Here is a 24,720-nt window from a genome sequence, read left to right as displayed (position 1 = left end):
GCGGGCCCTCGCCGGGGCTACCGACCCGCGACGGTGGGGCGCAGGGTGCCGAAGCCCGGGACCAGCGGGAGGTCGAGCGGCGAGAGGAGGCCGGGATCGGCGGCGACCACGGCGGGGATGGTGTTGACCGCGCGCATCCCGTTCGCCAGGCAGCCGCCCTCGTTGGGGTCGCCGGAGTCGAAGGCGCGGAACGCCGTCTCCTGCTCGATGTTCGGGCTGCCCTGCACCGTGACCCGGTAGGCGTCGTTGTCGACCATCTTCGGCCGGGGCCACTCGGGCGCCGCCGCGTGGGTGATGCGGTTGCAGTGCTCGACGACGATGCGGGGCTCGCCGTCGACCCATCCCCGGATCTCGAAACGCACGGCCGCGGTGTGGCCGACCTCGATCCGCCCGTTCGGGAAGTCGATGGGCTCGGGCGCCGCCCACTTCTCCCAGATCGTGTCGATCTTCTCCAGCTTCGCCCCGACGGCGTCGGCGATCATCGGGATCGTGTGGCCCCAGCCGAAGATGAGGAGCTCCGGGATCTCCAGGAGCGCCTGCGTCTCCACCGGGTCGCCGAGCCCCATCGGGCTGTAGTCGCCGGTATAGGTGGAATAGTCAAGGATCTCCTGGATCCGCACCGAGTCGACCCGCCCCGTCAGGCCCATCAGCGTCATCGGGAAGAGGTCGTTCGCGAATCCCGGGTCGATGCCGGTCGTGAAGCAGCTGGCCACGCCCTCGGCGCAGGCCTGGGACAGCTCGCTGGTGAGCTCTTCCGAGCAGGCGGGCGGGTAGACGAGCGGCGTCATGGCCGTGGAGACGACGTTGACGCCGGCGCGCAGCGCCAGTGACATGTTCGCGATGTTCTCGGCGGCGTACGCCGCGGTCGGGCCGAAATAGGCGACGGCGTCCGCGCCGCGGCCCAGAACCGACCGCGCGTCGCGCGTGGCCGTGACCCCGATGGGCCCGATGCCGGCGATCTCGCCGGCATCGACCCCGTCCTTTGCCGGGTCCGCGACGATGACTCCGACCAGTTCGAAGACCGGGTGTTCGACGAGCTCCCGGATGACCCGCTTGCCGACGAATCCAGTTCCCCACACGATGACCTGGTACTTCATGACGCACTCCTGGGTGGTCGGGATACCAGTTGGCGGTGCGTCGGCTAGCGCATCAGTTCGCCGCTGTTGACCAGGAGGTACTGGCCGGTGACGGCCCTGGAGAGGTCCGAGCAGAAGAACACCGCGGTGTCGGCCACCTCGCGGTCCTCCGTCATGCGGCGCAGCGGGAACCGCCCGGTGATCTCCTCGAGGATCTCGTCGGTCGACTTTCCCTCCGCCTGGGCGCGGAAGTCGACGTAGAGCTGGACGTTGGGGCCCCACATCCAGCTGGGCACGACGGTGTTCACCCGGATCCCGTCGGGGCCGAGCTCGTCGGCGAGGTAGTACATCGCCGACAGCAGGGCGCCCTTGGACGCCGCGTAACCCGCCTGGGGCATAGCGACCTTGAACGCCGACTGGCTGCCGACCAGGACGACCGAGCCGCCGCCCCGCTCCTTCATGACCGGGACGACGGCCCGCAGCAGCCGAAGACTGCCGAGGACATTCGTGTCGAAGGCCCGGCTCCATTTCGTGAGGTCCGCGTCGAACAGGCCGCCGAACGCGTCCTCGTAGGCGGCGACCTGGACCACGGCGTCGACCGAGCCGAAACGGTCCACGGCCGCGGCGACAAGCGACTGGCAGCTCTCCTCGTCGCAGATGTCCGCGGGGTGCGGGAGAATCCGCTCACCCGTCGGGTCTAACTCCTTCGCGGTCTGGCGTAAACCGTCGGCCGACCGGGCGGCGACGACCACGTTCGCGCCGGCGGCGAGCATGGAGGTGGCCATCTCCCGGCCCAGGCCACTTCCCACCCCGGTGACGACAGTGGTCTTGTTCCGCAGCAGCATTCTCGTTCCTCTCCCCTGGCCTCGACCCCGGCGGGCGAAACCGGATTTCACATAGTGACGCCGGTAACGCCTCGCCACCAGTCCCGCCAGCGGCTTTCGGGTTGGCTAGCGTCGGCGGGCGAGCTGGGACGCGGACGAGCCGGGAGGCCAGATGGAGCGGAGGGTGCCGTGACCGGCGGGCGGGTCGTGATCGTCGGTGGCGGGCTGATCGGCCTTTCGATCGCCCGCGCCCTGACCACCCGCGGGGTGCGCGACGTGCTCGTGCTCGAACGGGCGACGCTGGCGAGCGGCGGGACCGGGAAGTCCAGCGGCATCGTGCGGTGCCACTACGGCGTGCCGTCCCTCGCCGCGATGGCCTGGCGCAGCCTGCCGGTGTTCGAGGAGCTGGGCGCGGCCGTCGGGTTCCGGCAGGTCGGCTACCTGGTCGCCGTGGGCGCCGGGAACGCGGAACCTCTGCGCGCCAACACCGAGATCCACCAGCGGCTCGGGATCGACGTCGAGATGATCTCCCACGACCGGGCGGCCGGGCTGTGGCCGTACCTGCGCCTCGACGACCTCGCCGCCTTCTCCTACGAACCCCGTGGTGGGTACGCCGACGCCTCGCAGCTCGCGAACCACTTCGGCCGCGAAGCCCGCGACGGCGGCGCCCGCATCCGGCAGGGAACGCCGGTGGCCCGCGTCCTGACCCGCGGCGACGCGGTGACCGGCGTCGAGCTGGCCGGCGGCGACGTGGTCGACGCGGACGTCGTCGTCGTGGCCGCGGGCTGGTGGTCAGGCGGGCTGATGGCCGGCGTCGGCGTCGACCTGCCCGTCCAGTCGGTTCGCTCGGAGCTGCTGGTCGTCGACGCCGGCGAGCCGCTGCGGGACCTGCCGGTGCTCTCCGACCTGGTCAGCCTGCAGTACGCGCGGATCGAGGGCTCGGGCGAACTGCTGGTCGGCAACAGCGACCACAGCCAGCCGTCGTTCGCCGACCCGGACGACTACTCCAACCAGGCCAGCGAGGCCGGCCTGGAGCGGGCGGCCGAGAAGGTGCTGCACCGCTTCGACGGGTTCCCCGAGCCGTCGGTGGCCCATACATACGCCGGCTGCTACGACGTCACGCCCGACTGGAACCCCGTTGTCGCGCCGGCCGGCGCGGCCGGGCTGTTCCTCGCGGCCGGCTTCTCCGGCCACGGCTTCAAGATCAGCCCAGCGGTCGGCGTGCTGATGGCCGACCTGGTCCTCGACGGCGACAGCCACGACCCGGACATCCCGGGGGCCGACTTCCGCCTGGAGCGCTTCGCCGAGGGGAATCCGCTGACGAGCCGATTCCCGTACGTGGGCGCCGGCGAGATGCGCTGAGCGAGGCGCGCCGGATGATGAACGGCGCGCGACGAGCGACGCGACGAGCGATGAGCGATGAGCGATGAGCGACGGCCGAACGAGCGTTGGAGGAGCCTGATGTCCGTCGAGAGCATGCTGGGCGATCTCGACGACGTCGGGCGCGCCCCGACCGGGGGCTACCGCCGCTTCGCCTGGACGGACGAGGACCTCACGCTGCGGGAGTGGTTCCGCGCAGCGGCCGAGGCCGTGGGACTCACCGTCACCGAGGACCGGGTGGGAAACCAGTGGGCCTGGTGGGGCGACCCCGACGCGTCCCTGGCCGCCGGGCGCCCCGGTGTGGTGACCGGGTCGCACCTCGACTCGGTGCCCGGCGGGGGCAACTTCGACGGCCCGCTCGGCGTGGTCTCGGCCCTGCGCGCCGTCGAGGCGCTGCGCCGCGACGGGTTCACCCCGGCTCGCGCGATCGGCGTCGCGAACTTCGTCGACGAGGAGGGCGCCCGCTTCGGCGTCGCCTGCACCGGTTCGCGGGTGCTGACCGGCGCGATGCCGCGCGACCGCGCCCTCGCCCTCACGGACGGCGACGGCGTCACGCTCGCCGAGGCGCTCGCCCGCGCGGGCCGGGACCCCAACGAGCTCGACCGCGACGACGCCGCCCTCGCGCGGGTCGGGACCTTCGTCGAGCTGCACATCGAGCAGGGCCGCTGGCTCGTCGACGAGGGCTCGCCCGTCGCGGTGGCCTCCTCGATCTGGCCGCACGGGCGCTGGCGCTTCGACTTCGCCGGCGAGGCCAACCACGCCGGCACGACCCGGCTGGCCGATCGTGACGACCCGTCGCTGAAGCTCGCGGCGCTGATCCTGACGGCCCGTGAGGTGGCCACCGGGCTGGGCTGCTTCGCGACCGTGGGCAAGGTACGCATGATCCCGAACGGGGTCAACGCGATCCCCTCGGCGGCGACCGGCTGGCTCGACGGCCGCGGGGCCGACGAGGAGGCCGTCCGCCGCCTGGTCCCGTCGATCGAGGACGCCCTGGGCATCCGCGCCGTCGAGGAGTCGTTCACCGCCACCACCCGGTTCGATCCGGCCCTGGCGGCCGATCTCGCGGAGCTGCTCGGCGGGGCTCCGATCATCGGTACCGGCGCGGGGCACGACGCCGGCGTGCTCGCCGCGCACGGCATCCGCTCGGCGATGCTGTTCGTGCGCAACCCGACGGGTGTCTCGCATTCCCCCGCCGAGTACGCCGAGCCGGCCGACTGCGAGGCCGGCGCCGTGGCGCTGGCGACGGTGCTGCGCTCGCTGGCGGCAAGCTGACCGGACCGCCTGATGGGACCTATTCGACGCCCCGCGGCACGGTTCCGATGACGCCGGCCGCCGCGAGCTCGGCGAGCCGCGCCTCGTCCAGGCCCAGCTCGGCGCCCAGCACCTCGATGTTGTGCTCGCCGAGCGTCGGCGGGCGGCGGCGATGCGCCCAGCCGCCGGAGGCGGCGCGGACCGGCAGCGACGGCAGCGGGACGGTCCCCGCCCACGGCAGCTCGACGGGCCGGTAGGAACCACGCGCCGCCAGGTGCGGGTGGTCGTGGACGAACCGGCCGTCCCTGACTTCGCCCGCCGGAATGCCCGCCGCGACCAGCCGCTCGACGAGCGCCCCGCGTTCCTGCCCGGCCGTCCACGCGGCGATCCGCCTCTCGAGCTCGTCGGCCCGCGCCCGCCGGCCCTCGGCGGTGGCGAGTTCCGGGTCGTCGGCCCAGGGGCCGGAGTCCATCAGCCTGGCGAGCGCCCGCCACTGCTCGTCGGCCGCGACGGTGAGGGCGACCCATCGGTCGGGCTCGGCCGTCGGGAAGACGCCCTGCGGAGCGGCGACGGCGTCCCGGTTGCCCAGCCGTTCCAACAGGACACCCTCGGACGTCCAGGTGATGACCTGTTCGCTCGCCATCACCAGCGCGGCCTCGGCCAACGGCGACTCGACGAGCGTCCCCGTCCGCATGCCCGTGCTCGTGCCCGTCCGGCGGGCGGCGAGCAGCGCCGAGGAGAGCGCGAAGAACGAGTTCGCGGCGGCCATCGGGTCGGCGGGGCCGCTGGGGTTGTGCGGGGCGACGTCCGGGTAGCCGGTCCGCCAGCACAGGCCGGAGAACTGTTCGACGGTCTGCGCGTAGCCGACCATCGATCGGCGCGGCCCCGTCAGGCCGAACGCGGGCATMCGGAGCATGACCAGCCGCGGGTTGATCTCGTGCACCGTGTCCCAGTCGAACCCGGCCGACTCCAGCACCCGCGGCGCGTAGTTCTCGATCAGCACGTCGGCCTCCGCGATCAACCGCGTCAGCAGCTCCCGGCCGGCGGGCGCGGAGAAGTCGACGGTGATGGAGCGCTTGTCGCTGTTCGCGCCCAGGTAGAAGGCGCCCAGCTCCCACCAGTGGTCCTGGGTCGCCGGGGCGGGGCCGACCAGGCGGGCGCCGTCGACGCGCCGGGTGCTCTCCACCTTGAGCACATCCGCGCCGAGCGCGCCGAGCGCCGTACCGACGAAGCCGCCAACCCACCAGGTGCCGAGGTCGAGCACGCGCAGGCCCTCGAAGGGCAGGGCGTCGTCCGGCGAGTCGGCCCCAACACCAACACCAGTCCCAGTCCCAGTACCGGCACCGGCACCGGCACCGGCACCGGCACCGGCCCACGTTGCCGCCCGCGCCACGGGACGTGGCTCCTTGTCGCGTCGCGGCCGGACCCCGTCGAACAGGAACGGCGGCGCCGGCTCCAGGAAGCCGGGGTCGTGCGCGTTCGGCTGGTAGAAGCCACGGTCGACGACGTGCGGGTCCGTCAGGATCGTCTGGCCGTTGTGCACCGGCGCGCACGGGATCCGGAAGGCGGACGCCTGCTCGACCACCTCGGCGACGGTGTGCCGCCGGGTCCAGGCCCGCACCGCGGCGGTGAACTCGTCAAACCGCTGGTAACGACCGAGGTGCGTGGTCATCTGCGGGTCGCCGAGCCAGTCGGGGCGCTCGATCAGGACGACGAAGTCCTCGTGGTTCTGGGCCGAGGCCAGGTTGAAGCCGACCCAGCCGTCCGAGGCCGGCTCGACCGACGGGTTCAGCCGGTTGCGGGACGGCGGCGTCGCCGGCGAGGCGGCGGTGATGGAGGCGCCGACGTCCTGGAAGAGGTTCGTGGCGTACGCGGTGACCTCGAGCAGCGGGGCGTCGACCAGCCGGTGGGCGCGGCCACCCTGGAGGGCGGCGACGGCGGCCGCCGCGGCCATCGTGCCCGTGACCCAGAGGCCCTCGGAGCTGCCGGTCATGAGCGGGGGTCGGCCCGGCAGCCCACGCATGGACAGCGAGCCGGACTCCGCCTGGATCGTCAGCTCGCTCCAGGGTCGGCCGGTACCCGCCCAGGGCCCACGCAGGCCCCAGGGGGTGATCACCACCACGGCCGCGTCGCCGAAGCCGGCGAGGAGCTCCTCGCCGGGGGCGTCGGGAAGCTCGAGGATGACGATGTCGGCGCCGAGCGCGGCGACGTCGGCCAGAACGCCTGGCTGGTCGACCTTGCCGAAGTGCAGATAGCCGCTGAGCGCCGGTCGGAGCGACGGGGCGCCCGGGGCACCGAGGCGGGTCACGTGCGCGCCGGCGTCGTGGAGGAGGCGGCCGGCATAGCCGCCAGCGATGGATCGGGACCACTCGGCCACCCGCAGGCCCGTCAGCGGGCCGCCAGGTGGCGGGCCGTCAGGCGGCGGACCGCCGGTCGGCGGGGCATCAGCCGGCGGTCCGCCGGCCGGCGCCTCGCCCATCGCTAAGTGGTCGGGGTCCGGGTCGGGCCGCGCAGTCACGCCAGCTCACCGCCATCAGGTCGCGCAGGACGGCCCGCCGCTCGTCCGGTCGCCACCTTCATACGACCGCCGACGCCCAGACGCCAGGCAAACAGGTGGACGGTCCGCCGCGACGCCGGGAACGCCAGGAACGCCGGCGGCGAGGCGGTGACGGCGCGTCACTGCAGCAGGCCGGACCTCCGGGCCACGTTGACGGCCGCGGTCCGGTTGCGCACGCCGAGCTTGCTCCGGATGGTGCGCAGGTAGGCCTTGACCGTCTCCGGGCTCACCACCAGCCGCTCCGCGGTCTCGGCGTTGGAGAGCCCTTCGGCCACCAGCCCGAGAACGTCCAGCTCCCGGCGGGTGAGCGCGACCGCGACCTCCGCCGCGGCCTCATCCCCGGCCTCATCCCCGGCGATCGACTTCAGGACGCTGTCCTCGAGCAGGTTGCGGATGGCGGCGATCCTCGCCCGGGCGGGCGGCGCGGAGACCTCGTCGGTCAGTCGTTCCAGTTCGCCGTCGATCTGGAGCAGCGCCCGCGCGTCCACGTTCCACTGCCGCGGGGCGGCGATCCCGTGCCTCCTGGCGGCCTGGGCGGCGAAGGCCTCCACCTCCCGGACGAACGACAGCGCGGACCTGGTCGTCGTGGCACCCGTCGACTTGTCGGACCGCCAGGCCAGGTAGAAGACGAACACCACGCGGCCGTCCAATCGCAGTGGGACGGCGAGCATGGAACAGATGTCCTCCTGGCAGTCCGCCAGACCCGGGCAGGCGGCGGTGGCCTGCGCGCGCCCGTCTCTGGTCGCGGTCGTCACGTGCCGGCCCAGGGCGACGACCCGACCGCCAATACCCTGATCCGGAGCCGCTGTCGCCCCCAGATATTGGTCCATTCGCGCACCGTCGGCGCATCGTATGGTCAGCGCCCTGGTGCGGGGATGGACGCGGCCGGCAAGGGCGATATCGGCGTCGAAACGTTCCCTCAACCGGGACGTCACCTTGGTGAGAAACTCGTCGACCTCGACGCGGTCAGACGACTCAGATGTCATTGTTGCTCTCCTCAACAACCCCCCAAGCCACCAACCTACGGGATCTCGACGATCGAGGCGACCAGGTGTTCCTCCATTTCCTGAACCTGGCCGGCGACCCGTGCCGGAAGAATACGGCCGGTGTCTCGTCCCGGACAACCAATAGACCGGGCCGGCCAATAAGCCGAGCCGGCCAGGAGGTTGCTTACCGGCCAAATGACCGTGCATATACACACCCACCAGGGCACCGCACGAGGGCACCGGTGGAAGACCGACCMGAGTCCTGGGCCACCGAAGTGAGCGGCCCGGCCTCGGGTATCACCCCTTGGGGCGTCATCCGTCAGGGTGTAGCTCCTCAGGCGGTCGTCACCGAGCGCGGAGACCGTCGAGGATGAGCGCCAGGATCCGGTCGATGCGCGCGTCACCGTTCTTCGGGTCGATCCGCCACAGCACGCTGAGCTGCAGAAGCACGTCCTCGGGATCGAGTCCGGGCTTGAGAACGCCGGCCTTCTCCCCCGCCGTCAGCAGGGTCGCGATAGCCGCGACAAACGGCTCGTACGCCGGATCGTCGAGGCCGCCGTTCGTCGCGGCGTGCACGACCTCGGAGACGCCGAACTTGAGCCGGGCGTAGCGGGCGACCTCATCGAACCAGCGCCCGAGCGCCTCCAGCGGCGGATACTCCGTCAGCAACGCGGGCGCCAGGTCGATGAGCTGGCCGATGTCGTTGCGGTAGAGCTCCATCACCAGCGCCTCCCGGGTGGGGAAGCGCCGGTACAGGGTCGCGATCCCGACCCCCGCGCGCCGGGCGATCGCGCTCAGCGAGGCCGCGCCGTCCTCGCTGAGCGCGGCCCGCGCGGCGGCCAGGATCCGCTCCCGGTTCTGGAGCGCGTCGGCGCGGGTCGGCTGCGAGCTCATGTGCGCGGTCCTTCGAGGCTTGGCAGATCTCGGGTTTGGCGGATCTCGGGTTCGGCAAAGTGGAGCGCCCTCCACTACAGTCGACCCATCAACGGAGACCACTCCACTTATATTGCCACCCCGCCTCGAAGGAGCCGACCATGACCGGACCAATCCTCGTCACCGGCGGTAGCGGCTACGTCGGCGGCTGGGTCATCGCCGAGCTGCTGCGCCGCGGCCTCGACGTTCGCGCGACCCTGCGCGATCAGGCCCGGGCGGCCGAGGTCGCCAAGACCACGGCCCCCGCCACCGGCTCGTCCGGCCGCCTCAGCTTCACCACGGCCGACCTGTCCGCGGACGACGGCTGGGCAGAGGCGATGGTCGGGGTCGAGCACGTCCTGCACGTCGCGTCCCCGATGGGAATCAGCTCGGACGCGGGCCCCGAGTCGCTCATCCGCCCGGCGGTGGACGGCACCCTGCGGGTCCTGCACGCCGCCGCGGACGCGGGCGTGCGTCGCGTGGTGCTGACCTCGGCGGCGAACGCGGCCAGCCCGTCGTCGTACACGACCGAGGGCGTCACCGACGAGACGCTGTGGACCGACCCCGACGACCTCACCCTGATCCCCTACCGGCGCGCCAAGACACTCGCCGAGAAGGCGGCCTGGGAATTCACGGCCTCGCGGGCGAGCGCACCGGAGCTCGTCACGGTCCTGCCCGGCGCCGTCTTCGGCCCGATCCTGTCCACCGCGACGATCGGCTCGGTCGGGATCATCGCCCGCATGCTCAGTGGCACGATGCCTCGCGTCCCCCGCATCGGGCTCGAGGTCGTCGACGTCCGCGACCTCGTCGACCTCCACCTGCGCGCCCTGGAGAGCTCGGCGGGGGCCGGGCAGCGCTTCCTCGGCACCGGAGAGTTCATCTGGATGCGGGAGATCGCACAGCTGCTGCGCTCGTGCCTCGGCCCGGCGGCCGCGCGGGTGTCCACCAGGGGGGTGCCCGACTTCGCCGTCCGGCTGGCGGCGCGGCGCGACCCGGCGTTGCGCGAGATCGCCCCGGCGCTCGGCCGCCGGAGCAGGCACAGCACCGCCAAGGCTCACGAGCTGCTGGGCTGGCGGCCGCGCCCGGCCGCCGACGCCGTCCTCGACTGCGCTCGCAGCCTGYGCGAGCACGGCGTCGTCTGACCACCTCGCCCAGCTCAGCCCGGTCTCTCAGGCCTGTCTCTCACGCCGGCCGCTCAGGCCTGTCGCTCAGCGCGCGAAGTTGAGCCGAAGGCCCGGCCAGGGCCACTGGAGCGAGTAGAGAACGCCGCGCCCCGCCGAGCAGATGAACGCGGTGTCGCCGTCCGGGCCACCGAAGCAGATGTTGGTCACGTAGGGGTCGTGCTCGGGCGTCACGAACTCCCGGAGAACCTCGCCGCCCGGGCTGATCACCGTGATCCCCGACTTCTCCAGATTCGAGGCGCAGACGTTGCCGGCCCCGTCGATCGCCAGGCCGTCCCAGTGATGCTCGCCGCCGGTGGAGTACAGCTCGGTGGTGGCGCCGAGGGAGCCGGGTGCCTTCACGTCCCAGGCGAGCACCCGCCCCGAGTAGGTCTCCGAGGCGTAGAGCTTCGCGCCGTCCGGCGACAGCCCCATACCGTTGGGATACTCGAGGCCTTCCATAGCGATCCGGATCGTGCCCGCCGCGGGATCGGCGTAGTACAGCACGCCGCGGGTGGTGTCGACGATGTAGCACGAGCCGTGCTCGTCGAACACGATGTCGTTGAGATTGCCGATAGGCGTGCCGTCTACCTGGGTGAACACGACCTCGACGCTGCCCGTGGACAGGTCKACTCGTTGGACGTATCCGCCCTCGTTGCCCTCGGCCATCCAGTACGGAAACCGGATCTGGTCCTCGGTCTTGAAGGCCAGCCCACCGTTGTTGCAGACGTAGACGGCGCCGTCGGGGCCGAGGGCCGCGCCGTTGGGACCACCGCCGCAGTGGATGGGGGACAGCGCGCCGTCCGCCGCGACGCGGGTCAGCGCGCCACCCTCGATCTCGACCACGAGCACCGAACCGTCATCGAGCGCGATCGGTCCTTCGGGGAACCGCAAGCCGCTGGCCAGGACCTTCATGCGTGGACCTCCATGCCGCACCGGGCGTACCGAATCGAGCACCCGGATCGAATCGGGCACACGGTCCGACATTGTGCTCAACCGGACGAACCCGGTCGAGCACTGGTCCACGGCCCGGTCGGCGGCGTCGGTGTCCTGTGACATCCCTCCGTCGACGGCGAGGGTGTCGCCGGAGACGTACGGCGACGCCGGACCGCGGCCGCCGCCTAGTCGGTGACGAACCAGATGGCACGGACGAGCTGGCTGGTCTCGTTGCGCAGCCGGTGGGGGACGTCGCCGCTGATCCTGATCGCCTCGCCCGGCCCTACCTGGCGGGTCTGGCCGTCGATGATGATGGTCAGCGTTCCTTCGAGGATGTAGCCGTAGTCGGTGCCCCGATGCCGTTGCGGCTGGTCGGCCGGCGCCGAGTCCGCCCCCGGCTCGTAGTCCGTCAGCAGGAAGTCGACGTGCTCGTCGACCGGCTCGACCAGGCGGCGCCAGCGGACACCGGTCTGGAAGGCGAGGTACTCCGGCACCGGGGTCGGCTCCGGCGCGGGGCCCGTCGGCGCGGCGCCGTTCGCCCCTCGCCCATCGCCGACGCCGTCGGCGTTCGCCGCCGGGGCGGCCGGCGGCGCGGCCCGCGGCGGCACGCTGTGGCCCAGCAGCTCGTCGAGGGAGACGCCGAGCTCCGTCGCGATGGCGAACAGCGTGTTCACCGCCGCCTGGCTCTGGCCCAGCTCGAACTGGGACAGGAAGCTCGCGGAGACCCCGAGGCGGCGCGCCAGCTCCCGCACGGACAGGCCAGCGCGTTCCCGCGCGTGCCGAACGTTAGACCCAACGGACACGCTCATACCCCCAGGGCCAGATCGATCGGCCTTGCGTGACCCGGCCACGTGGGGCTCCTCCGTGTGACGACCACAAAATCGTCACCGAGCGTACGCGGCGCGCACCGGGATGCCCCGCTCTTCGTCAGTCCCACGCGGGTCAGTTCCCTCCCGCCTCGGGCCGGTCCTCGCCGGCGCCGACCGACGCGGGTGGTGAGGAGCCGGCCGCCGCGCGACGCCGCAGCACGAACTTCTGCACCTTCCCACTCGGGGTGCGTGGCAGGTCGTCGACCACGACCAGCAGCTCCGGGGCCTTCTGGATGGCGAGGCCCGCCCCGGTCAGGTGGTCGCGCAGGTCGGCCAGCGTCGGCGGGGTCCGGCCCGGCGCCGGCACGACGAACGCGCAGGCACGCTCCACCAGCGTCGGGTCGGGGCTGGCGACGACGGCGACGTCCTGGACGGCGGGGTGGGTGAGCAGCACCGCCTCCACCTCGGCGGCGCTGAACTTCTCGCCGCCGCGGTTGATGATGTCCTTGATCCGCCCGGAGATGACCAGGGTGCCGTCGGGGCCGATCCGGGCCACGTCCCCGGTACGGAAGAAGCCGTCCGGGGTGAACGCGTCCCGGTTCAGCTCCCGGTCGAGGTAGCCCAGGAACAGCTCCGGGCCGCGCACCAGCAGCTCCCCCTCGCGTCCGGCACCGACGGCGGCAGCCGAGCCGGCGGCTCCAGCTCCAGCTCCAGCCCCGGCCCCGGCCCCAGCTCCAGCCCCGGCCCCGGCCCCGGCCCCGGCTGAGCTCTCCGGCCCGCCGGACAGGGCGTCGGGGTCGCAACGCAGCTCGTTGTCACCCATCGGCGGTCCTTCCCCGGCAGCGGCGGCGTCCAGGTCCCCGTACGGGTCGGCCATCGAGGAGGTCGGCAGCTCGGTCGAGCCGTAGGTGCGCACCACCCGCGTGCCCATCGCCGCGTGGGCCCGGCGGACCAGCGCGGCCGGGATGTCCGCGCCGCCGCAGACGAACACCCGCAGCGCGCTGCGACGCCCCCGCTCGGCGTAGACGTCGGCCAGCCCGCGCAGGAACGGCGTGGCGCTGACGGTGAAGGCGCAGCGGTACTCCTCGATCAGGTCGAGGGCGGCCGCGGCGTCCCACCGGCTCTGCAGGACGACCGGGCAGCCGAGGTCCGCCGGCAGCAGCAACCCGTACGACAGACCGGTGATGTGGCTGAGCGGGGAGGCCATGAACACCCGGTCGGCCGGGCCGAGCCGGGCGGCGCTCGCCATGGCGCGGGTCTCGGCGAGCAGCGTCTGGTGGCTGTGCAGCACGCCCTTCGGCGCTGAGGTGGTGCCCGAGGTGTAGAGCACGACCGCGATGTCACCCGGATCGGCCCGTGCCTGTCCCCGTGCGGCGGCGGGCTCCGGCGCGCCGGCGGGCGGGTCGGCCAGCCAGTCGGACAGCGACTCGACACCCGCGGCACCCGCGATGCCCTCGACACCCACGCGCACGGCGACCACCGTCGCCTCCGGCCGGTCGTCCGCCGGCGATGATCCGCTCCGGGCGGGCCGCGCCGCGCGCAGCGCCTCCCGCAGCACCTCGGCGTGCCGGTAGGAGCGGTACTGCTCGGGCACGAACGCCGCGGCCGGCCGGGTCTGGCGGACGATGTGGCCCAGCTCCCGTTCCCGGTAGATGGGCACCACCGGCACCAGCACCGCGCCGGCGAGGAAGACGCCCCAGGAGACCACCATCGTCTCCCACCAGTTGGGGAGCTGGATCAGCACGGCGTCGCCGGTGCCGACGTGGCGAGCCCGCAGCCCGGCGGCGACCCGCTCGGCCGCCGCGGCGAGCTCGGCGTAGGTCAGCCGGCGCTCCCCCTCGACCACCGCGAGCTCGTCGCCGCGCGCGGCCACGGTCTCGCGCAGCCGGTCGGTGAACGTCGCCTGGGGAAGAACGTAGTGGTCCACCGCGTGCGGCCTGGTCGGGCTCAGCATGCCGTCACCTCCCGGACGGCCTGGACGATGTCGGCGGCGCCCGCCTCCCAGCGGCGTTCCAGCGACGGGGCGTACGGCGCCGGCGTGTAGCCGGCCCCGACCCGGCGCACCGGCGCGTCGAGCGACCAGAACCCCTCGTTCACGGCTAGCGCGGCGATCTCCGCGCCGACCCCGAAGTCGACCACCGCCTCGTGCGCGATGACCAGCCGGTTCGTCCGGGCGAGTGAGGCGAGCACCGCCTCCCGGTCCAGTGGGACGATCRTGCGCAGGTCCAGGACCTCCGCGTCGATGCCTTCCGTCGACAGTGTCTCGGCGGCGGCGAGCGCCTCGAACACCATTCGCGACCAGGACACGATCGTGACGTCGGTGCCCGGACGGACCACCCGGGCCTGGCCCAGCGGAACGCGGTGGTCGGGGGTGGGCATCGCCCACTTCCGCTCGTACAACAGCCGGTTCTCGATGAACACCACCGGGTTGTCGTCCTCGATGGCGGTCCGCAGCAGGCCGTAGGCGTCGTCGCCGAAGCTGGGCATCACCACGGTCAGGCCCGGGATGTGCGCGAAGAGCGTCTCCAGGCTCTGCGAGTGCTGGCTGCCCGACGAGCGGCCCGACCCGAACTGGGTGCGCACGACCATCGGAACGGTGACCGCGCCGCCGGTCATGAACCGCAGCTTGGCCGCCTGGTTCATGATCTGATCGAGACAGACCCCCAGGAAGTCCAGGTACATCAGCTCGACGACGGGACGCAGGCCCGCCATGGCCGCGCCCACCCCCAGGCCCATGATCGCGGTCTCCGCGATCGGCGTGTCCAGCACGCGGTCGGGGAACTCGCCGGCGAGGCCGCGGGTGAGACCGAAGACGTTGCCGCCGGCGACGTCGATGCCGGCGAGGAAGACCGACGGGTCCGCGGCGAGGGCGTCGCGCATCGCCTGCCGCAGGATGCGCGAGCCCGACGACGGGCGGCTGCCGGCCTCGTCGGCGGACACCGCCGCCGGGGACGGCCCGCCAGCCGGGGACAGCCCCGCCGCCGAGACGGCGCTCCCACCGACGGCCGTCGACGTGGCCGGGATTGCCGCGACGGCCGACGCGGCCCGGCGAGCCGGTCGCCCCGCATAGACATGGTCGGCGGCTCCGGCCGGATCCGGTTCGGGAGACTCCCGGGCGAACTTCTCGGCGTCCTCGACGTCCGCCTCAGCCCGCCGCTCGGCGCGCTCGACGTCCGCCGCCGGCACGCCCAGGTCGAGCAGCCGCGCCCGGGTCAGCAGCAGCGGGTCCCGGGCCGTCGCGTCGGCGAGGTCCGCCCGCTCCCGGTAGCGCTGCTCGTCGCCCTCGTAGTGGCCGCGCACCCGGGTGGTGACGCTCTCGACCAGCACCGGGCCATTCCCGGCCCGGACCTGGTCCAGCACCAGGCGCATCCCGTCGGCGACCGCCTCCACGTCGTTGCCGGCCAGCTCCACGAACGCCATGCCGTAGGCGCCGGCCCGCGCGCGCAACGGCACCGGATGCTGGTCCTCGGCCCGGGAGAACTCGGAGAAGCGGTTGTTCTCGCAGAAGAACACCAGCGGCAGCCGCCAGAGCGCGGCCATGTTCATCGCCTCGTGGAAGGCCCCGGTCGCGACGGCGCCGTCGCCGAAGAAGGCGATGACGGCATCTCCGCCGCCGCGGCGGCGCAGGGCGTGCGCGGCGCCGAGCGCGATCGGCAGCCCGGCGCCGACGATGCCGTTCGCGCCGAAGATGCCGAGCCCGGGGTCGGCGACGTGCATGGAGCCGCCGCGGCCGCGGCAGGCGCCGGTCTCCTTGGCCATCAGCTCGGCCATCATCTGTCGTGGGGGCAGGCCCTTGGCGAGGACGTGACCGTGCCCGCGGTGCGTCGACGTGATCACGTCGCTGGTGCGGGCGTGGGCGAGGGCGCCGACCGCGCAGGCCTCCTGGCCGACCGACGTGTGGACGAATCCCGGCACCAGCCCGTCGCGGTACAGCACGGCGACCCGCTCCTCCACACGGCGGATCAGCACCATGCGTTCGTAGGCGTCGAGTAAGCGCGCGCAATCCATCTGGCTCTCCCGTCCGGGGGMACGACGACCGCCGGCTGCTCGCCGGGGCGTGACGGCTCGACCCGCCGAGGCTCCGCTGCCCCGCCGGCCGCGCGCGACGGGCGGCGACGAGCGGCGATGGTCCGTCCGTGGGGTCGGCCGAGGGGGTCGGGCCGGTCGACTCGGCCGTGGCGGCCAACGTAGCCCCAACCGAACAGGAGTGTCCAGTGGGACTTGACACCCCCGTTCGTCAACACCGAGAGTAACCAGGGTCGGCCACGCAGACCGACTGTCAAGTGCCACTTGACAACGTGACGGACGCCATCMACGATGGTCGACACGCCCACGGGTAACGCACCCGTAATAAGCAGGACGCCGCGAAACCGAGAAGTCGCCGCGACCGCTTCCTATACCAGCCCCAAGACCATGGGCCGGGGCGGGCGAACGCCTGACCAAAGGCATTCCACACGCTCCTGCCCACGCCGGAGGACTTCCGATGCGCCGAGAAGACGTCGAGTTCAGCAGCGACGGCACGACCGTACGCGGCTGGCTCTACCGCCCGGATGTCGACGCGAGCACCGAGAAGGTTCCCGCCGTCGTGCTGGCCGGTGGCTGGTGCTATGTGCGAGAACTCGTCATGCCCTACTACGCGGAGGCGTTCGCATCCCTGGGAATCGCGGCGCTGGTGTTCGACTACCGCAATCTCGGGGTCTCCGACGGTGAGCCGCGCCAGCACCTCGACCCGTGGGCACAGATCCGCGACTACCAGAACGCGCTGAGCTTCCTGGAACGCGCCGACGGCATCGACCCGGACCGGCTCGGCGCCTGGGGCATCTCCTACTCCGGCGGCCACGTGCTCGTCCTGGCGGCCACCGACCCGCGGGTGAAGGCGATCGTCAGCCAGATCCCGGTGGTCGACGGCTACCGGAACATGCGCCGGGTCCACGGCGGCCTCGGCTACCGCAAGCTGTGGGACGCCGTCCTCGAGGACCGCCGGCTGCGCTACGAGGACCCGGCAAAACGCCTGTACATCCCGCATGCCAGCGAGACACCCGACAGCGAGCTGTCGTCCTGGCCGTTCCCCGAGACGCGCACCACCTTCGCCGCGCTGCAGGCCACCGAGGCGCCGCTGTACGAGAACCGCAGCACGATGGAGTCGGTCGACCTGCTGCTGAACTACGACGTCACGCCGTTCGCCGACCGGATCTACGACACCCCGGCGATGGTCATCGTGGCCGAGGGCGACGACATCACCCTGTGGGACCTCGAGATCGGCGTGTACAACCGCCTCCCGACCGCGAAGAAGGAACTCGTGGTCCTTCCGCACACGACGCACATGACCCTATACAGCGACCGGTCGAAGCTCGACCAGGCCGCCGCGCACGCGTCGCGCTGGTTCGCCGCCCAGCTGCTCGTTACGACCTCGCGCAGGCCGGGCTGACCCGCACCAACCGCATTCATCGCTATTCCCCGAGCGCCCTCGCCCGGCTTGTGACGCAGCTTCCCCCTCCACCTTCCGCGCCATCACGCGATGGCATCACCCGGCCGGCGGGAACGTTTCGGGCAGACGATATACCGACTGATTCACGGGCTCCGGCGGTGCGACCGCCACCGCGGTTCCGCGCGCCCCGACCGGTCCGTCACCCGCCGCGCCGAGGCGGAAAACCGGCTCATCAAGGAGACAGCACGATGGCATCGAACGAGTCACGCATCGTCGATTTCGCAAGGAACGCAAGATTCTCGCACCCGACCTCACGGCGCTCGTTCCTCGCCGCCATGGGCGCCGCGGGCATCGCTCTGGGTATCGGTGCCTGCGGCTCGGACTCCGGCTCGTCGACCGCCGCGGCCGGGGCGAGCGGCGCGGCCGGCGGCGGCAAGCTGGTCCGGAAGCGCACCTTCTCCCAGGTCACCACGCTGTCCAACGACTACTTCGTCGCCTTCAACGACGGCGGCAAGCAGGCGATGGCCGCGTTAGGCGTGCCGATGTCCAGCCTGGAGGACCAGGGAAACGTCAACACCGCCATCGGGCAGGTGGGCAACGTCCGGACCTCCGGCGGCGCGTCGATCTTCGGCACCCCGGCGACCGAGGCCCAGGCCGCGGCCGTCACCAAGGCCTGCCAGGCCGCCGGCATCCTCTACGCCAGCTCGTACACCGCCCCGGCCTGGTACACCCCGGCGGACGCCGACAAGTGGGTCCGGTTCATCACGCCGCCGTCGGTGAAGATCGCGGAGGCCACCGCGCGCGCCATGTTCCAGAAGGTCGGCGGCTCCGGCACGATCATCCACGTCCCGGGCCAGAAGGGCTCGTCGGCCGACGACCAGCGCACCGCCGGCCTGAACACGGCGCTGAAGGACTTCCCGAACATCAAGATCGTCACCGCGTCGCCCGGCAACTGGACCTCCGAGGACGCCCGGACCTCGCTGACGAACATCCTGCCGTCGGTCAAGGACTTCGTCGGCGTCTTCGCCCAGAACGACAGCGAGGCCGCCGGCGTCATCGCGGCGCTGGACGCCCAGCGCATCACCGGCAAGATCGTCGTCGGCTTCGACGGCAACAAGCAGAACATCCAGTACATCGCCGACGGCAAGCAGTACCTGACCAGCGCGACCGTCGGCGGCCTGACCGCCGGCCTGCTCGGGATCACCGTCTTCGACGTGCTGAACGACGTCGAGTTCTCCCTCCCGGAGAAGTTCATCTCCCAGGGCGCGCTGCTGGTCACCCCCGAGACCGCCGACAAGGTGCTCTCCACCGTCTACGCGGACAAGCTGCCGTTCGAGTGGGAGCGGATGAGCAAGGCCCTGCACCCGAACGACTGGGACCCGCAGACCCTGCTGAACCCGATCGACCCCAACGAGTACTACAAGGGCGTCCCCCAGGACGAGTACAAGCTGAACTCCGCCTGGGCGTCCGCCGACATCGCCTCGGTGCGGACCACCTACGYCAGCGCCTTCAAGTCCGGCCCGCTGCTCGAGTTCAAGGACAGCCTCGTCGCCTAGCCGGACCCAGGCAGCACGCCTGGGCAGCGGACCCAGGCAGCACGCCCAGGCACACAGAAAGTGGGGTGGATCCAGCCCGTGCCTACCCAATCGACCGTCGCCCTCACGGGAATCTCCAAGCGCTACGGTCCAGTCCACGCGCTGCGCGACGTGTCCATGACGGTGGGTACGGGCGAGGTGCTGGGCCTCGTCGGCGAGAACGGCGCCGGCAAGTCGACCCTGATCGGGGTGCTCAGCGGCACCGTCCGCCCGGACACCGGAACGATGACGGTGGGCGGCCAGGACGCGCCGCTGGGCAGCCCACGCGCGCTGGCCGCCCTGGGTGTCGCGGTCGTCGTGCAGGAGCAGGCGCTCGTCGAGTCGCTGCGCGTCTACGAGAACATCTACCTCGGCCGGGAGATCCGGACCGGCGGCCGGGGGCCGGGGCGGAAACGGCGGCTGCGGGCCGCCGCGGCGGCGCTGCTGCGGGACATGCACGTCGACGACATCAGGGCCGACGCCGTCGTCGCCGACCTGACCTATCCGCAGCGCCAGTTCGTCGAGATCGCCAAGGCGTTCGCGGACGCCCGCATCGCGGACACCCCGCCGCTCATCCTGCTCGACGAGCCGACCAGTGCCCTGAGCGAGCATGAGGCCGAGCTGCTGTTCTCGCTGATCGAGCGGTGGCGGGACCGGGCGTCGTTCATCTACGTCTCGCACATCCTGCCCGACGTGCTGCGCCTTGCCACCCGGCTACTGGTGCTGCGGGACGGGAAGGTGGTCGACGACCTGCGCAACGAGGGCGTCACCGACCGGCGGCTGCACGAGCTGATGGTCGGCCGGGAACGCAGCGTCGACTACTACCGGGAGACCGAGCAGACCGGCGCCGCGGCGGCCGCCGAGCCGATCCTGGAGATCACGGGCGGCTCGGTGGCCGGCGCGTTCACGGACGTGAACCTGGCGATCCGGCCGGGCGAGATCGTCGGCGTGGCGGGTGTCATCGGGTCGGGCAAGTCGGAGCTGGCCGCCGCCGTGGCCGGCGCGACCCGGCTCGGCGGCGGCTCGCTCACCGTCGACGGGCGCCGGCGGGACCGCTGGTCGGTCCGCCGCGCGGTGCGGGCCGGGGTCTGCTATGTCCCGCCAGAGCGGGCGAACGACTCCCTGTTCAGCGCGATGTCGGTGCGCGGCAACATCTCCATCGGCTTCCTCGACCTGCTCACCTCCCGCTGGTCCGGGCTGCTGCGGCTGCGGGACGAGCGCGGCCGCGCGGCCAGCCTGTCGTCGCGGCTGCGCATCAAGACGGACTCGCTGGCCACCCCCATCCGCGAGCTCTCCGGCGGGAACCAGCAGAAGGCGGTGTTCGCCCGCTGGCTGGCCCGCAGGGTCCGGGTGTTCGTGCTCGACGACCCCACCCGCGGCATCGACGTGGGTACCCGCGAGGAGATCTACACGATGATCCGCGACCTGACCCGGGACGGCGTCGGCGTGCTGCTGTGCGCCGAGTCCCTGGAGGAGGTCATCGGCCTGGCTGACCGGATCGTCGTGCTGCGGGACGGCCGGGTGACGGCCGAGATCCCGTCGCCCGCGACCGGCAAACCCACCGACGTCGACGTCATCAGCCACATGATGTGAGGACCACCGTGACCCACAACTCGACCGATCTGGCCGCGCCGCAGGTCGCCGGCTCCGGGGGTGACCCTTCGACGCCGGCCGGCCGTTCCGGGCTCAGCGGGCTCACCGCGGTCACCGCCACGCTGTCGCGGAGCCGGACGATCGCCGTCCCGCTTGTCGCGCTGCTGGCGCTCATCATCTACTTCGGCAGCCGGAACTCGGCGTTCCTGTCGACCGACTCGGCGCAGAACATCCTGCGGCAGATGGCGTTCCTGACCGTCATCGCGCTGGCCGGGACGTTCGTCATCCTCATCGGCGGCATCGACCTGTCGGTGGYGGCGAACGCGACGCTCGCCGGCATCCTCATCGCCAAGTGGATCGACTCGTTCGGCGGCCCGTTGGCGATCATCATGGTGCTCGCCGTCGGTGGGCTGGTCGGCCTGGTCAACGGGCTCGTCACCACCGTGTTGCGCGTTCCGTCGTTCCTGGTGACGCTGGGAATGATGTCGGTGCTGGACGGGATCTCGAACACGATCTCCCACGGCGGCCCGGTGGCCTTCAGCTCCGGGCTGCTGCACACGCTCGTCAACGACTCGTCGATCCCGGGCATCCCGAACGGCGCGCTCACCGCGCTGATCCTGACCGGCCTGCTCACCGTGCTCGCGTTCGCCACCTCCTTCGGCCGGCACCTCTACGCGGTGGGCGGCAACGAGCGCGCGGCGCGCCTGTCCGGGGTGCGGGTGCAGGTCGTGAAGCTGCTGGTCTTCGCGCTCGCCGGGGTCATCGCGGCGGTCGCGGGCATCATCTTCACCGGCCAGGCGAGCACCGGCGTGCCGCTCGGCGCCGATCCCAGCCTGCTGAACTCGATCGCGGCCATCGTCGTCGGTGGCACCGCCCTGTCCGGCGGCGTCGGCGGCCCGCACCGCACCCTGCTCGGCGCGCTGGTCATCGTCATCCTCGGTGCGGGCATGGACATCACCGCCGTCGACCCGTACACGCAGCTCATCGTCAAGGGCACGGTGGTCATCGCCGCTGTCGCGATCACCATCGACCGGCGGCGCTACGGGGTGATCAAGTGAGCGTGCCGAACGAGTCGGGGGCGAACGGACCGGGGCCGAACAGACCGGGACGCGTGGCCGGCAAGGTCGCCCTGATCACCGGCGCCGCCCGCGGGCAGGGCCGCGCCCACGCCGTCCGGCTGGCCCAGGAGGGCGCCGACATCATCGCGCTCGACGCCTGCGCGCCGATGACCACCGTGCCCTACCCGCTGGCCGGCGAGGCGGAGCTGGCCGAGACGGCCGCGCTGGTCGAGGCGCTGGGGCGCCGCGTCGTCGCCCGCCGGGCCGACGTGCGTGACCTGGCGGCGGTGACGGCCGCCGTCGACGAGGGGGTCGCCGAGCTCGGCCGGCTCGACATCGTCTGCGCCAACGCCGGTGTCAACACGCCCGCGCCCATGATGGAGATGACCGAGGAGATCTGGACCGAGATCATCGACGTCGACCTGAGCGGGGCCTGGCGCACCTGCCGGGCGGCGATCCCGCACCTCATCGCGGGCGGCCGTGGCGGCGCGATCATCCTCACCAGCTCCGCGGCCGGTCTGAAGGCGTACGCCAACATCGCCCACTACACGGCGGCCAAGCACGGCGTCGTCGGGCTGATGAAGACGCTGGCCCAGGAGCTGGCCCCACACCGGATCAGGGTCACCACGGTGAACCCGACCCAGGTCGACACACCAATGATCATGAACGAGCCGATGTACCGGCTGTTCTGCCCGGATGTCGACAACCCCACCCGGGCGGACTTCGCACCGGTGTCGCAGGCGATGAACGCGCTCCCGATCCCCTGGGTCGAGCCCGAGGACGTCAGCAACGCGGTCCTCTTCCTCGCCTCGGACGAGGCCCGCTACATCACCGGGATCGCCCTGCCGGTGGATGCCGGCGTACTGGTCAAGTGATCAAGTGACGTCACGACGCAAGGAGACGGACATGGCGGGACGAGTCGAAGGCAAGGTCGCGTTCATCACCGGGGCCGCCCGGGGGCAGGGCCGCAGCCACGCGGTGCGGCTGGCCGAGGAGGGCGCCGACATCATCGCGGTCGACCTCTGCGCCGAGATCGACACCACCGACTACGCGGGGGCGACCCCCGAGGACCTCGCCGAGACCGTCGCGATGGTCGAGAAGCTGGGCCGCAGGATCGTCGCGGCCGAAGGGGACGTGCGCGACACCGACTCGCTGCGCGCCGCGGTCGACCGCGGGGTCGCCGAGCTCGGCCGGCTCGACATCGTCGTCGCCAACGCCGGCATCCTCTCGAACGGCCCCTCCCACGAACTGACCGAGCAGACGTGGGGCGACATGATCGACATCAACCTGAGCGGAGTGTGGCGCACCTGCAAGGTCGCCATCCCGCACCTGCTGGCCACCGGCGACGGCGGCTCGCTCATCCTGGTCAGCTCGGTCGCCGGACTGCGCTCCTACTCGGGCGTGAGCCACTACGTCTCGGCCAAGCACGGGGTCGTCGGCCTGATGAAGACCCTGGCCCAGGAGCTGGCCCCGAACCGCATCCGGGTGAACACCGTGAACCCGACCCAGGTCGACACTCCCATGATCCAGAACGAGAGCATGTACCACCTGTTCTGCCCGGACATCCCCAACCCCACCCGGGAGGACTTCGGCAAGGCGTCGTCGGAGACGATCCTGCTGCCCATCGACTGGGTCGAGTCGATCGACGTGAGCAACGCCGTCCTCTTCCTCGCGTCGCAGGAGGCCCGCTACATCACCGGGGTCGCCCTGCCGATCGACGCCGGCGCCCTGGTCATCTGACCGGCGCGCCTCGGAGCGAGGCCGCTCAGCGGCGGGTTCGCGCCGGGGCAACGCGCCGGGGCAAGAGGTCAGGACAGGCTGGCGGGCAGGCGGCTCCAGCCGCGCAGGACGCGGTTCGCGCGGCGGCGGGCGCCCGGGAGCAGCGTCGCGTCCGGGTAGCGGTCGAAGAACGCGCGCAGGCCGACCTCGCCTTCCATCCGGGCCAGCGAGGCTCCCAGGCAGAAGTGCCGGCCGGCGGAGAAGGAGACGTGGTCACGGGCGTTCGCGCGGGCGACGTCGAACGTCGCCGGCTCGGCGAACACCTTCGGGTCCCGGTTGGCGCCGGCGAGGACGGTCACGACGTAGGTCCCGGCCGGAACGGTGACGCCGCGAAGGTCTAGCTCGCGGGTGCTGATGCGCCCGGTAAGGAGCACCGGCGGATCGATCCGGAGGATCTCCTCGACCGCGCCCGGCCACAGTTCCGGCTGGCCGCGCAGCCGCCCGAGCTGCTCCGGGTGCCGGCTCAGCAGGGTGATGCCGTTGCCGAGCAGGTTCACCGTGGTCTCGAAGCCGGCCGCGAGCACCAGCCCGGCGATCGACTTCAGCTCGCTCTCGTCGAGCCCGCCGTCCTGGTCGCGGGCCACGATGAGCTGGCTGAGCAGGTCATCGCCCGGCTCGTGCCGCAGCCAGGCGAGATGCCCGGTCAGCCACGACTCGAAGTCACGCATGGCGGCGGTGACGGACCGGAACTGCCGGAGACCCAGCCCGAAGTCGAGGCTCGGCGCGACGGCGGATCCCAGCGCCAGCACTCGGGGCCGTTCGCCGGGCGGGACCCCGAGAATCTCGGAGATCACGGTGACCGGCAACAGGGCGCAGTAGGTGGCGACCAGGTCAACGGGCTCGGCCGTGGCGAGGCCGTCGAGGAGCTCGGACGCTATCTGTTCGGTGCGCGCCCGCAGGTTCTGGACCGCCCGCGCGGTGAACACCCGGCTGACCAGCTGGCGGTGCCGGGTGTGCGTGGGTGGCTCCGTGACCAGCAGCGACGGCGGCTCCATGGGATGCAGCACGTCGGGCGCGGTCCGGGCCATCAGAGCACCGAGGAGGCCACCGGCCCGGGCCGGGCTGCCGGCCCGGAAGTCACCGCTGGCGAGAACCTCCCGTGTGACGGCATGGTCCACGGTCAGGAACGCGAACCGACCGCGGTACAGCGGCCCGGCGGCGCGCACCTGTTCGACGGCCTCCCAGACCTCTCCCCCGCCGGCACCCGCGACGATCAGCCGGCCCTGCAGGTCCCCCCGCCGCGCCGCCGCCCGCACGGCGACCCGGGGAAGCCCGTGGGCCGCGCCCCAGTACACGGCCGACCGGGCGTCATCACGCACCCGTCCCAACGGCCGCGGACACCGCTCGGCCGGCGGCGTCACCGCATGATCCTCGGTGGGAGTCGGTCGAATGCCCTG

The 24,720-nt window shown here is 72.2% G+C and carries 19 protein-coding genes; 9 read left to right on the top strand and 10 right to left on the bottom strand.

Annotation, left to right across the window (positions count from 1 at the left end; genetic code table 11):
• Positions 1-17: 17 nt before the first annotated feature.
• A complete protein-coding gene (locus tag BCD49_RS22260; RefSeq protein WP_007513958.1) occupies positions 18-1,097 on the bottom strand; it encodes an NAD(P)H-dependent amine dehydrogenase family protein in 1,080 nt (359 codons plus the stop codon).
• Positions 1,098-1,141: 44 nt separating this feature from the next.
• The gene (locus tag BCD49_RS22255) at positions 1,142-1,921 is read right to left on the bottom strand and encodes an SDR family oxidoreductase (RefSeq protein ID WP_007513959.1); all 780 of its coding nucleotides are present in this window, start codon (positions 1,919-1,921) and stop codon (positions 1,142-1,144) included.
• Positions 1,922-2,089: 168 nt separating this feature from the next.
• Between BCD49_RS22255 and BCD49_RS22250 the strand changes: the two genes are divergently transcribed.
• Together BCD49_RS22250 and BCD49_RS22245 are read left to right on the top strand one after the other, a co-directional pair.
• Entirely contained in the window at positions 2,090-3,262 is a 1,173-nt protein-coding gene (locus BCD49_RS22250) for an NAD(P)/FAD-dependent oxidoreductase (protein ID WP_007513960.1), read from the top strand.
• A 99-nt stretch (positions 3,263-3,361) separates the two neighbouring features.
• Complete coding sequence (locus tag BCD49_RS22245; RefSeq protein WP_007513962.1) at positions 3,362-4,552, top strand: allantoate amidohydrolase; 1,191 nt, start codon at positions 3,362-3,364, stop codon at positions 4,550-4,552.
• A 19-nt stretch (positions 4,553-4,571) separates the two neighbouring features.
• On the opposite strand, the gene BCD49_RS22240 is transcribed toward BCD49_RS22245, so the two are convergent.
• The 3 genes from BCD49_RS22240 to BCD49_RS22230 all read right to left on the bottom strand — a co-directional run bounded on the left by BCD49_RS22240 (position 4,572) and on the right by BCD49_RS22230 (position 8,968).
• Positions 4,572-7,049, bottom strand: coding sequence for a CaiB/BaiF CoA-transferase family protein (locus BCD49_RS22240; RefSeq protein ID WP_007513963.1), 2,478 nt, complete (start codon positions 7,047-7,049; stop codon positions 4,572-4,574).
• 158 nt (positions 7,050-7,207) lie between these two features.
• The gene (locus BCD49_RS22235) at positions 7,208-8,074 is read right to left on the bottom strand and encodes a LuxR C-terminal-related transcriptional regulator (RefSeq protein ID WP_007513965.1); all 867 of its coding nucleotides are present in this window, start codon (positions 8,072-8,074) and stop codon (positions 7,208-7,210) included.
• A gap of 345 nt (positions 8,075-8,419) precedes the next feature.
• On the bottom strand, positions 8,420-8,968 hold the full coding sequence (locus BCD49_RS22230; protein ID WP_007513967.1) for a TetR/AcrR family transcriptional regulator: 549 nt from the start codon (positions 8,966-8,968) through the stop codon (positions 8,420-8,422).
• A 140-nt stretch (positions 8,969-9,108) separates the two neighbouring features.
• Here BCD49_RS22230 and BCD49_RS22225 point away from each other — a divergent pair, with 140 nt between their 5' ends.
• Positions 9,109-10,128, top strand: coding sequence for an NAD-dependent epimerase/dehydratase family protein (locus BCD49_RS22225; protein WP_071041855.1), 1,020 nt, complete (start codon positions 9,109-9,111; stop codon positions 10,126-10,128).
• Between the two features lie 66 nt (positions 10,129-10,194).
• Here BCD49_RS22225 and BCD49_RS22220 read toward each other — a convergent pair whose 3' ends face one another.
• The 4 genes from BCD49_RS22220 to BCD49_RS22205 form a co-directional block, all read right to left on the bottom strand.
• Positions 10,195-11,061, bottom strand: coding sequence for an SMP-30/gluconolactonase/LRE family protein (locus BCD49_RS22220; RefSeq protein WP_007513971.1), 867 nt, complete (start codon positions 11,059-11,061; stop codon positions 10,195-10,197).
• 206 nt (positions 11,062-11,267) lie between these two features.
• Complete coding sequence (locus BCD49_RS22215) at positions 11,268-11,885, bottom strand: helix-turn-helix domain-containing protein (protein ID WP_158072958.1); 618 nt, start codon at positions 11,883-11,885, stop codon at positions 11,268-11,270.
• 139 nt (positions 11,886-12,024) lie between these two features.
• Positions 12,025-13,845, bottom strand: a complete 1,821-nt coding sequence (locus tag BCD49_RS22210; protein WP_007513974.1) for an AMP-binding protein — start codon at positions 13,843-13,845, stop codon at positions 12,025-12,027.
• A complete protein-coding gene (locus BCD49_RS22205; RefSeq protein ID WP_071041854.1) occupies positions 13,839-15,899 on the bottom strand; it encodes an alpha-ketoacid dehydrogenase subunit alpha/beta in 2,061 nt (686 codons plus the stop codon). The genes BCD49_RS22210 and BCD49_RS22205 overlap by 7 nt, the downstream gene beginning before the upstream one ends.
• 475 nt (positions 15,900-16,374) lie before the next feature.
• Between BCD49_RS22205 and BCD49_RS22200 the strand changes: the two genes are divergently transcribed.
• From BCD49_RS22200 to BCD49_RS22175, 6 genes are all read left to right on the top strand, one after another.
• The gene (locus BCD49_RS22200) at positions 16,375-17,319 is read left to right on the top strand and encodes an alpha/beta hydrolase (protein WP_007513978.1); all 945 of its coding nucleotides are present in this window, start codon (positions 16,375-16,377) and stop codon (positions 17,317-17,319) included.
• Between the two features lie 248 nt (positions 17,320-17,567).
• A complete protein-coding gene (locus BCD49_RS22195) occupies positions 17,568-18,875 on the top strand; it encodes a sugar ABC transporter substrate-binding protein (protein WP_071041853.1) in 1,308 nt (435 codons plus the stop codon).
• 78 nt (positions 18,876-18,953) lie between these two features.
• Positions 18,954-20,486, top strand: coding sequence for a sugar ABC transporter ATP-binding protein (locus tag BCD49_RS22190; protein WP_007513982.1), 1,533 nt, complete (start codon positions 18,954-18,956; stop codon positions 20,484-20,486).
• 8 nt (positions 20,487-20,494) lie between these two features.
• The gene (locus BCD49_RS22185) at positions 20,495-21,544 is read left to right on the top strand and encodes an ABC transporter permease (RefSeq protein WP_083401633.1); all 1,050 of its coding nucleotides are present in this window, start codon (positions 20,495-20,497) and stop codon (positions 21,542-21,544) included.
• The gene (locus BCD49_RS22180; RefSeq protein WP_007513985.1) at positions 21,541-22,419 is read left to right on the top strand and encodes a mycofactocin-coupled SDR family oxidoreductase; all 879 of its coding nucleotides are present in this window, start codon (positions 21,541-21,543) and stop codon (positions 22,417-22,419) included. Before BCD49_RS22185 ends, BCD49_RS22180 begins: the two co-directional genes overlap by 4 nt.
• Before the next feature lie 31 nt (positions 22,420-22,450).
• On the top strand, positions 22,451-23,284 hold the full coding sequence (locus tag BCD49_RS22175) for a mycofactocin-coupled SDR family oxidoreductase (protein WP_007513987.1): 834 nt from the start codon (positions 22,451-22,453) through the stop codon (positions 23,282-23,284).
• A 68-nt stretch (positions 23,285-23,352) separates the two neighbouring features.
• On the opposite strand, the gene BCD49_RS22170 is transcribed toward BCD49_RS22175, so the two are convergent.
• Complete coding sequence (locus BCD49_RS22170) at positions 23,353-24,684, bottom strand: cytochrome P450 (protein WP_007513988.1); 1,332 nt, start codon at positions 24,682-24,684, stop codon at positions 23,353-23,355.
• Positions 24,685-24,720: the final 36 nt, after the last annotated feature.

The sequence above is a fragment of the Pseudofrankia sp. EUN1h genome, assembly GCF_001854645.1.
GTDB lineage: Bacteria > Actinomycetota > Actinomycetes > Frankiales > Frankiaceae > Pseudofrankia > Pseudofrankia saprophytica.
This window is presented reverse-complemented; position numbering and strand designations above follow the sequence as displayed.

What these genes read in the sequence shown, in the direction of transcription:
- BCD49_RS22230 (WP_007513967.1), bottom strand. Translation starts at nt 8,968, where the DNA reads ATGAGCTCGCAGCCGACCCGCGCCGACGCGCTCCAGAACCGGGAGCGG.
- BCD49_RS22200 (WP_007513978.1), top strand. Translation starts at nt 16,375, where the DNA reads ATGCGCCGAGAAGACGTCGAGTTCAGCAGCGACGGCACGACCGTACGC.
- BCD49_RS22235 (WP_007513965.1), bottom strand. Translation starts at nt 8,074, where the DNA reads ATGACATCTGAGTCGTCTGACCGCGTCGAGGTCGACGAGTTTCTCACC.
- BCD49_RS22245 (WP_007513962.1), top strand. Translation starts at nt 3,362, where the DNA reads ATGTCCGTCGAGAGCATGCTGGGCGATCTCGACGACGTCGGGCGCGCC.
- BCD49_RS22210 (WP_007513974.1), bottom strand. Translation starts at nt 13,845, where the DNA reads ATGCTGAGCCCGACCAGGCCGCACGCGGTGGACCACTACGTTCTTCCC.
- BCD49_RS22175 (WP_007513987.1), top strand. Translation starts at nt 22,451, where the DNA reads ATGGCGGGACGAGTCGAAGGCAAGGTCGCGTTCATCACCGGGGCCGCC.
- BCD49_RS22260 (WP_007513958.1), bottom strand. Translation starts at nt 1,097, where the DNA reads ATGAAGTACCAGGTCATCGTGTGGGGAACTGGATTCGTCGGCAAGCGG.
- BCD49_RS22255 (WP_007513959.1), bottom strand. Translation starts at nt 1,921, where the DNA reads ATGCTGCTGCGGAACAAGACCACTGTCGTCACCGGGGTGGGAAGTGGC.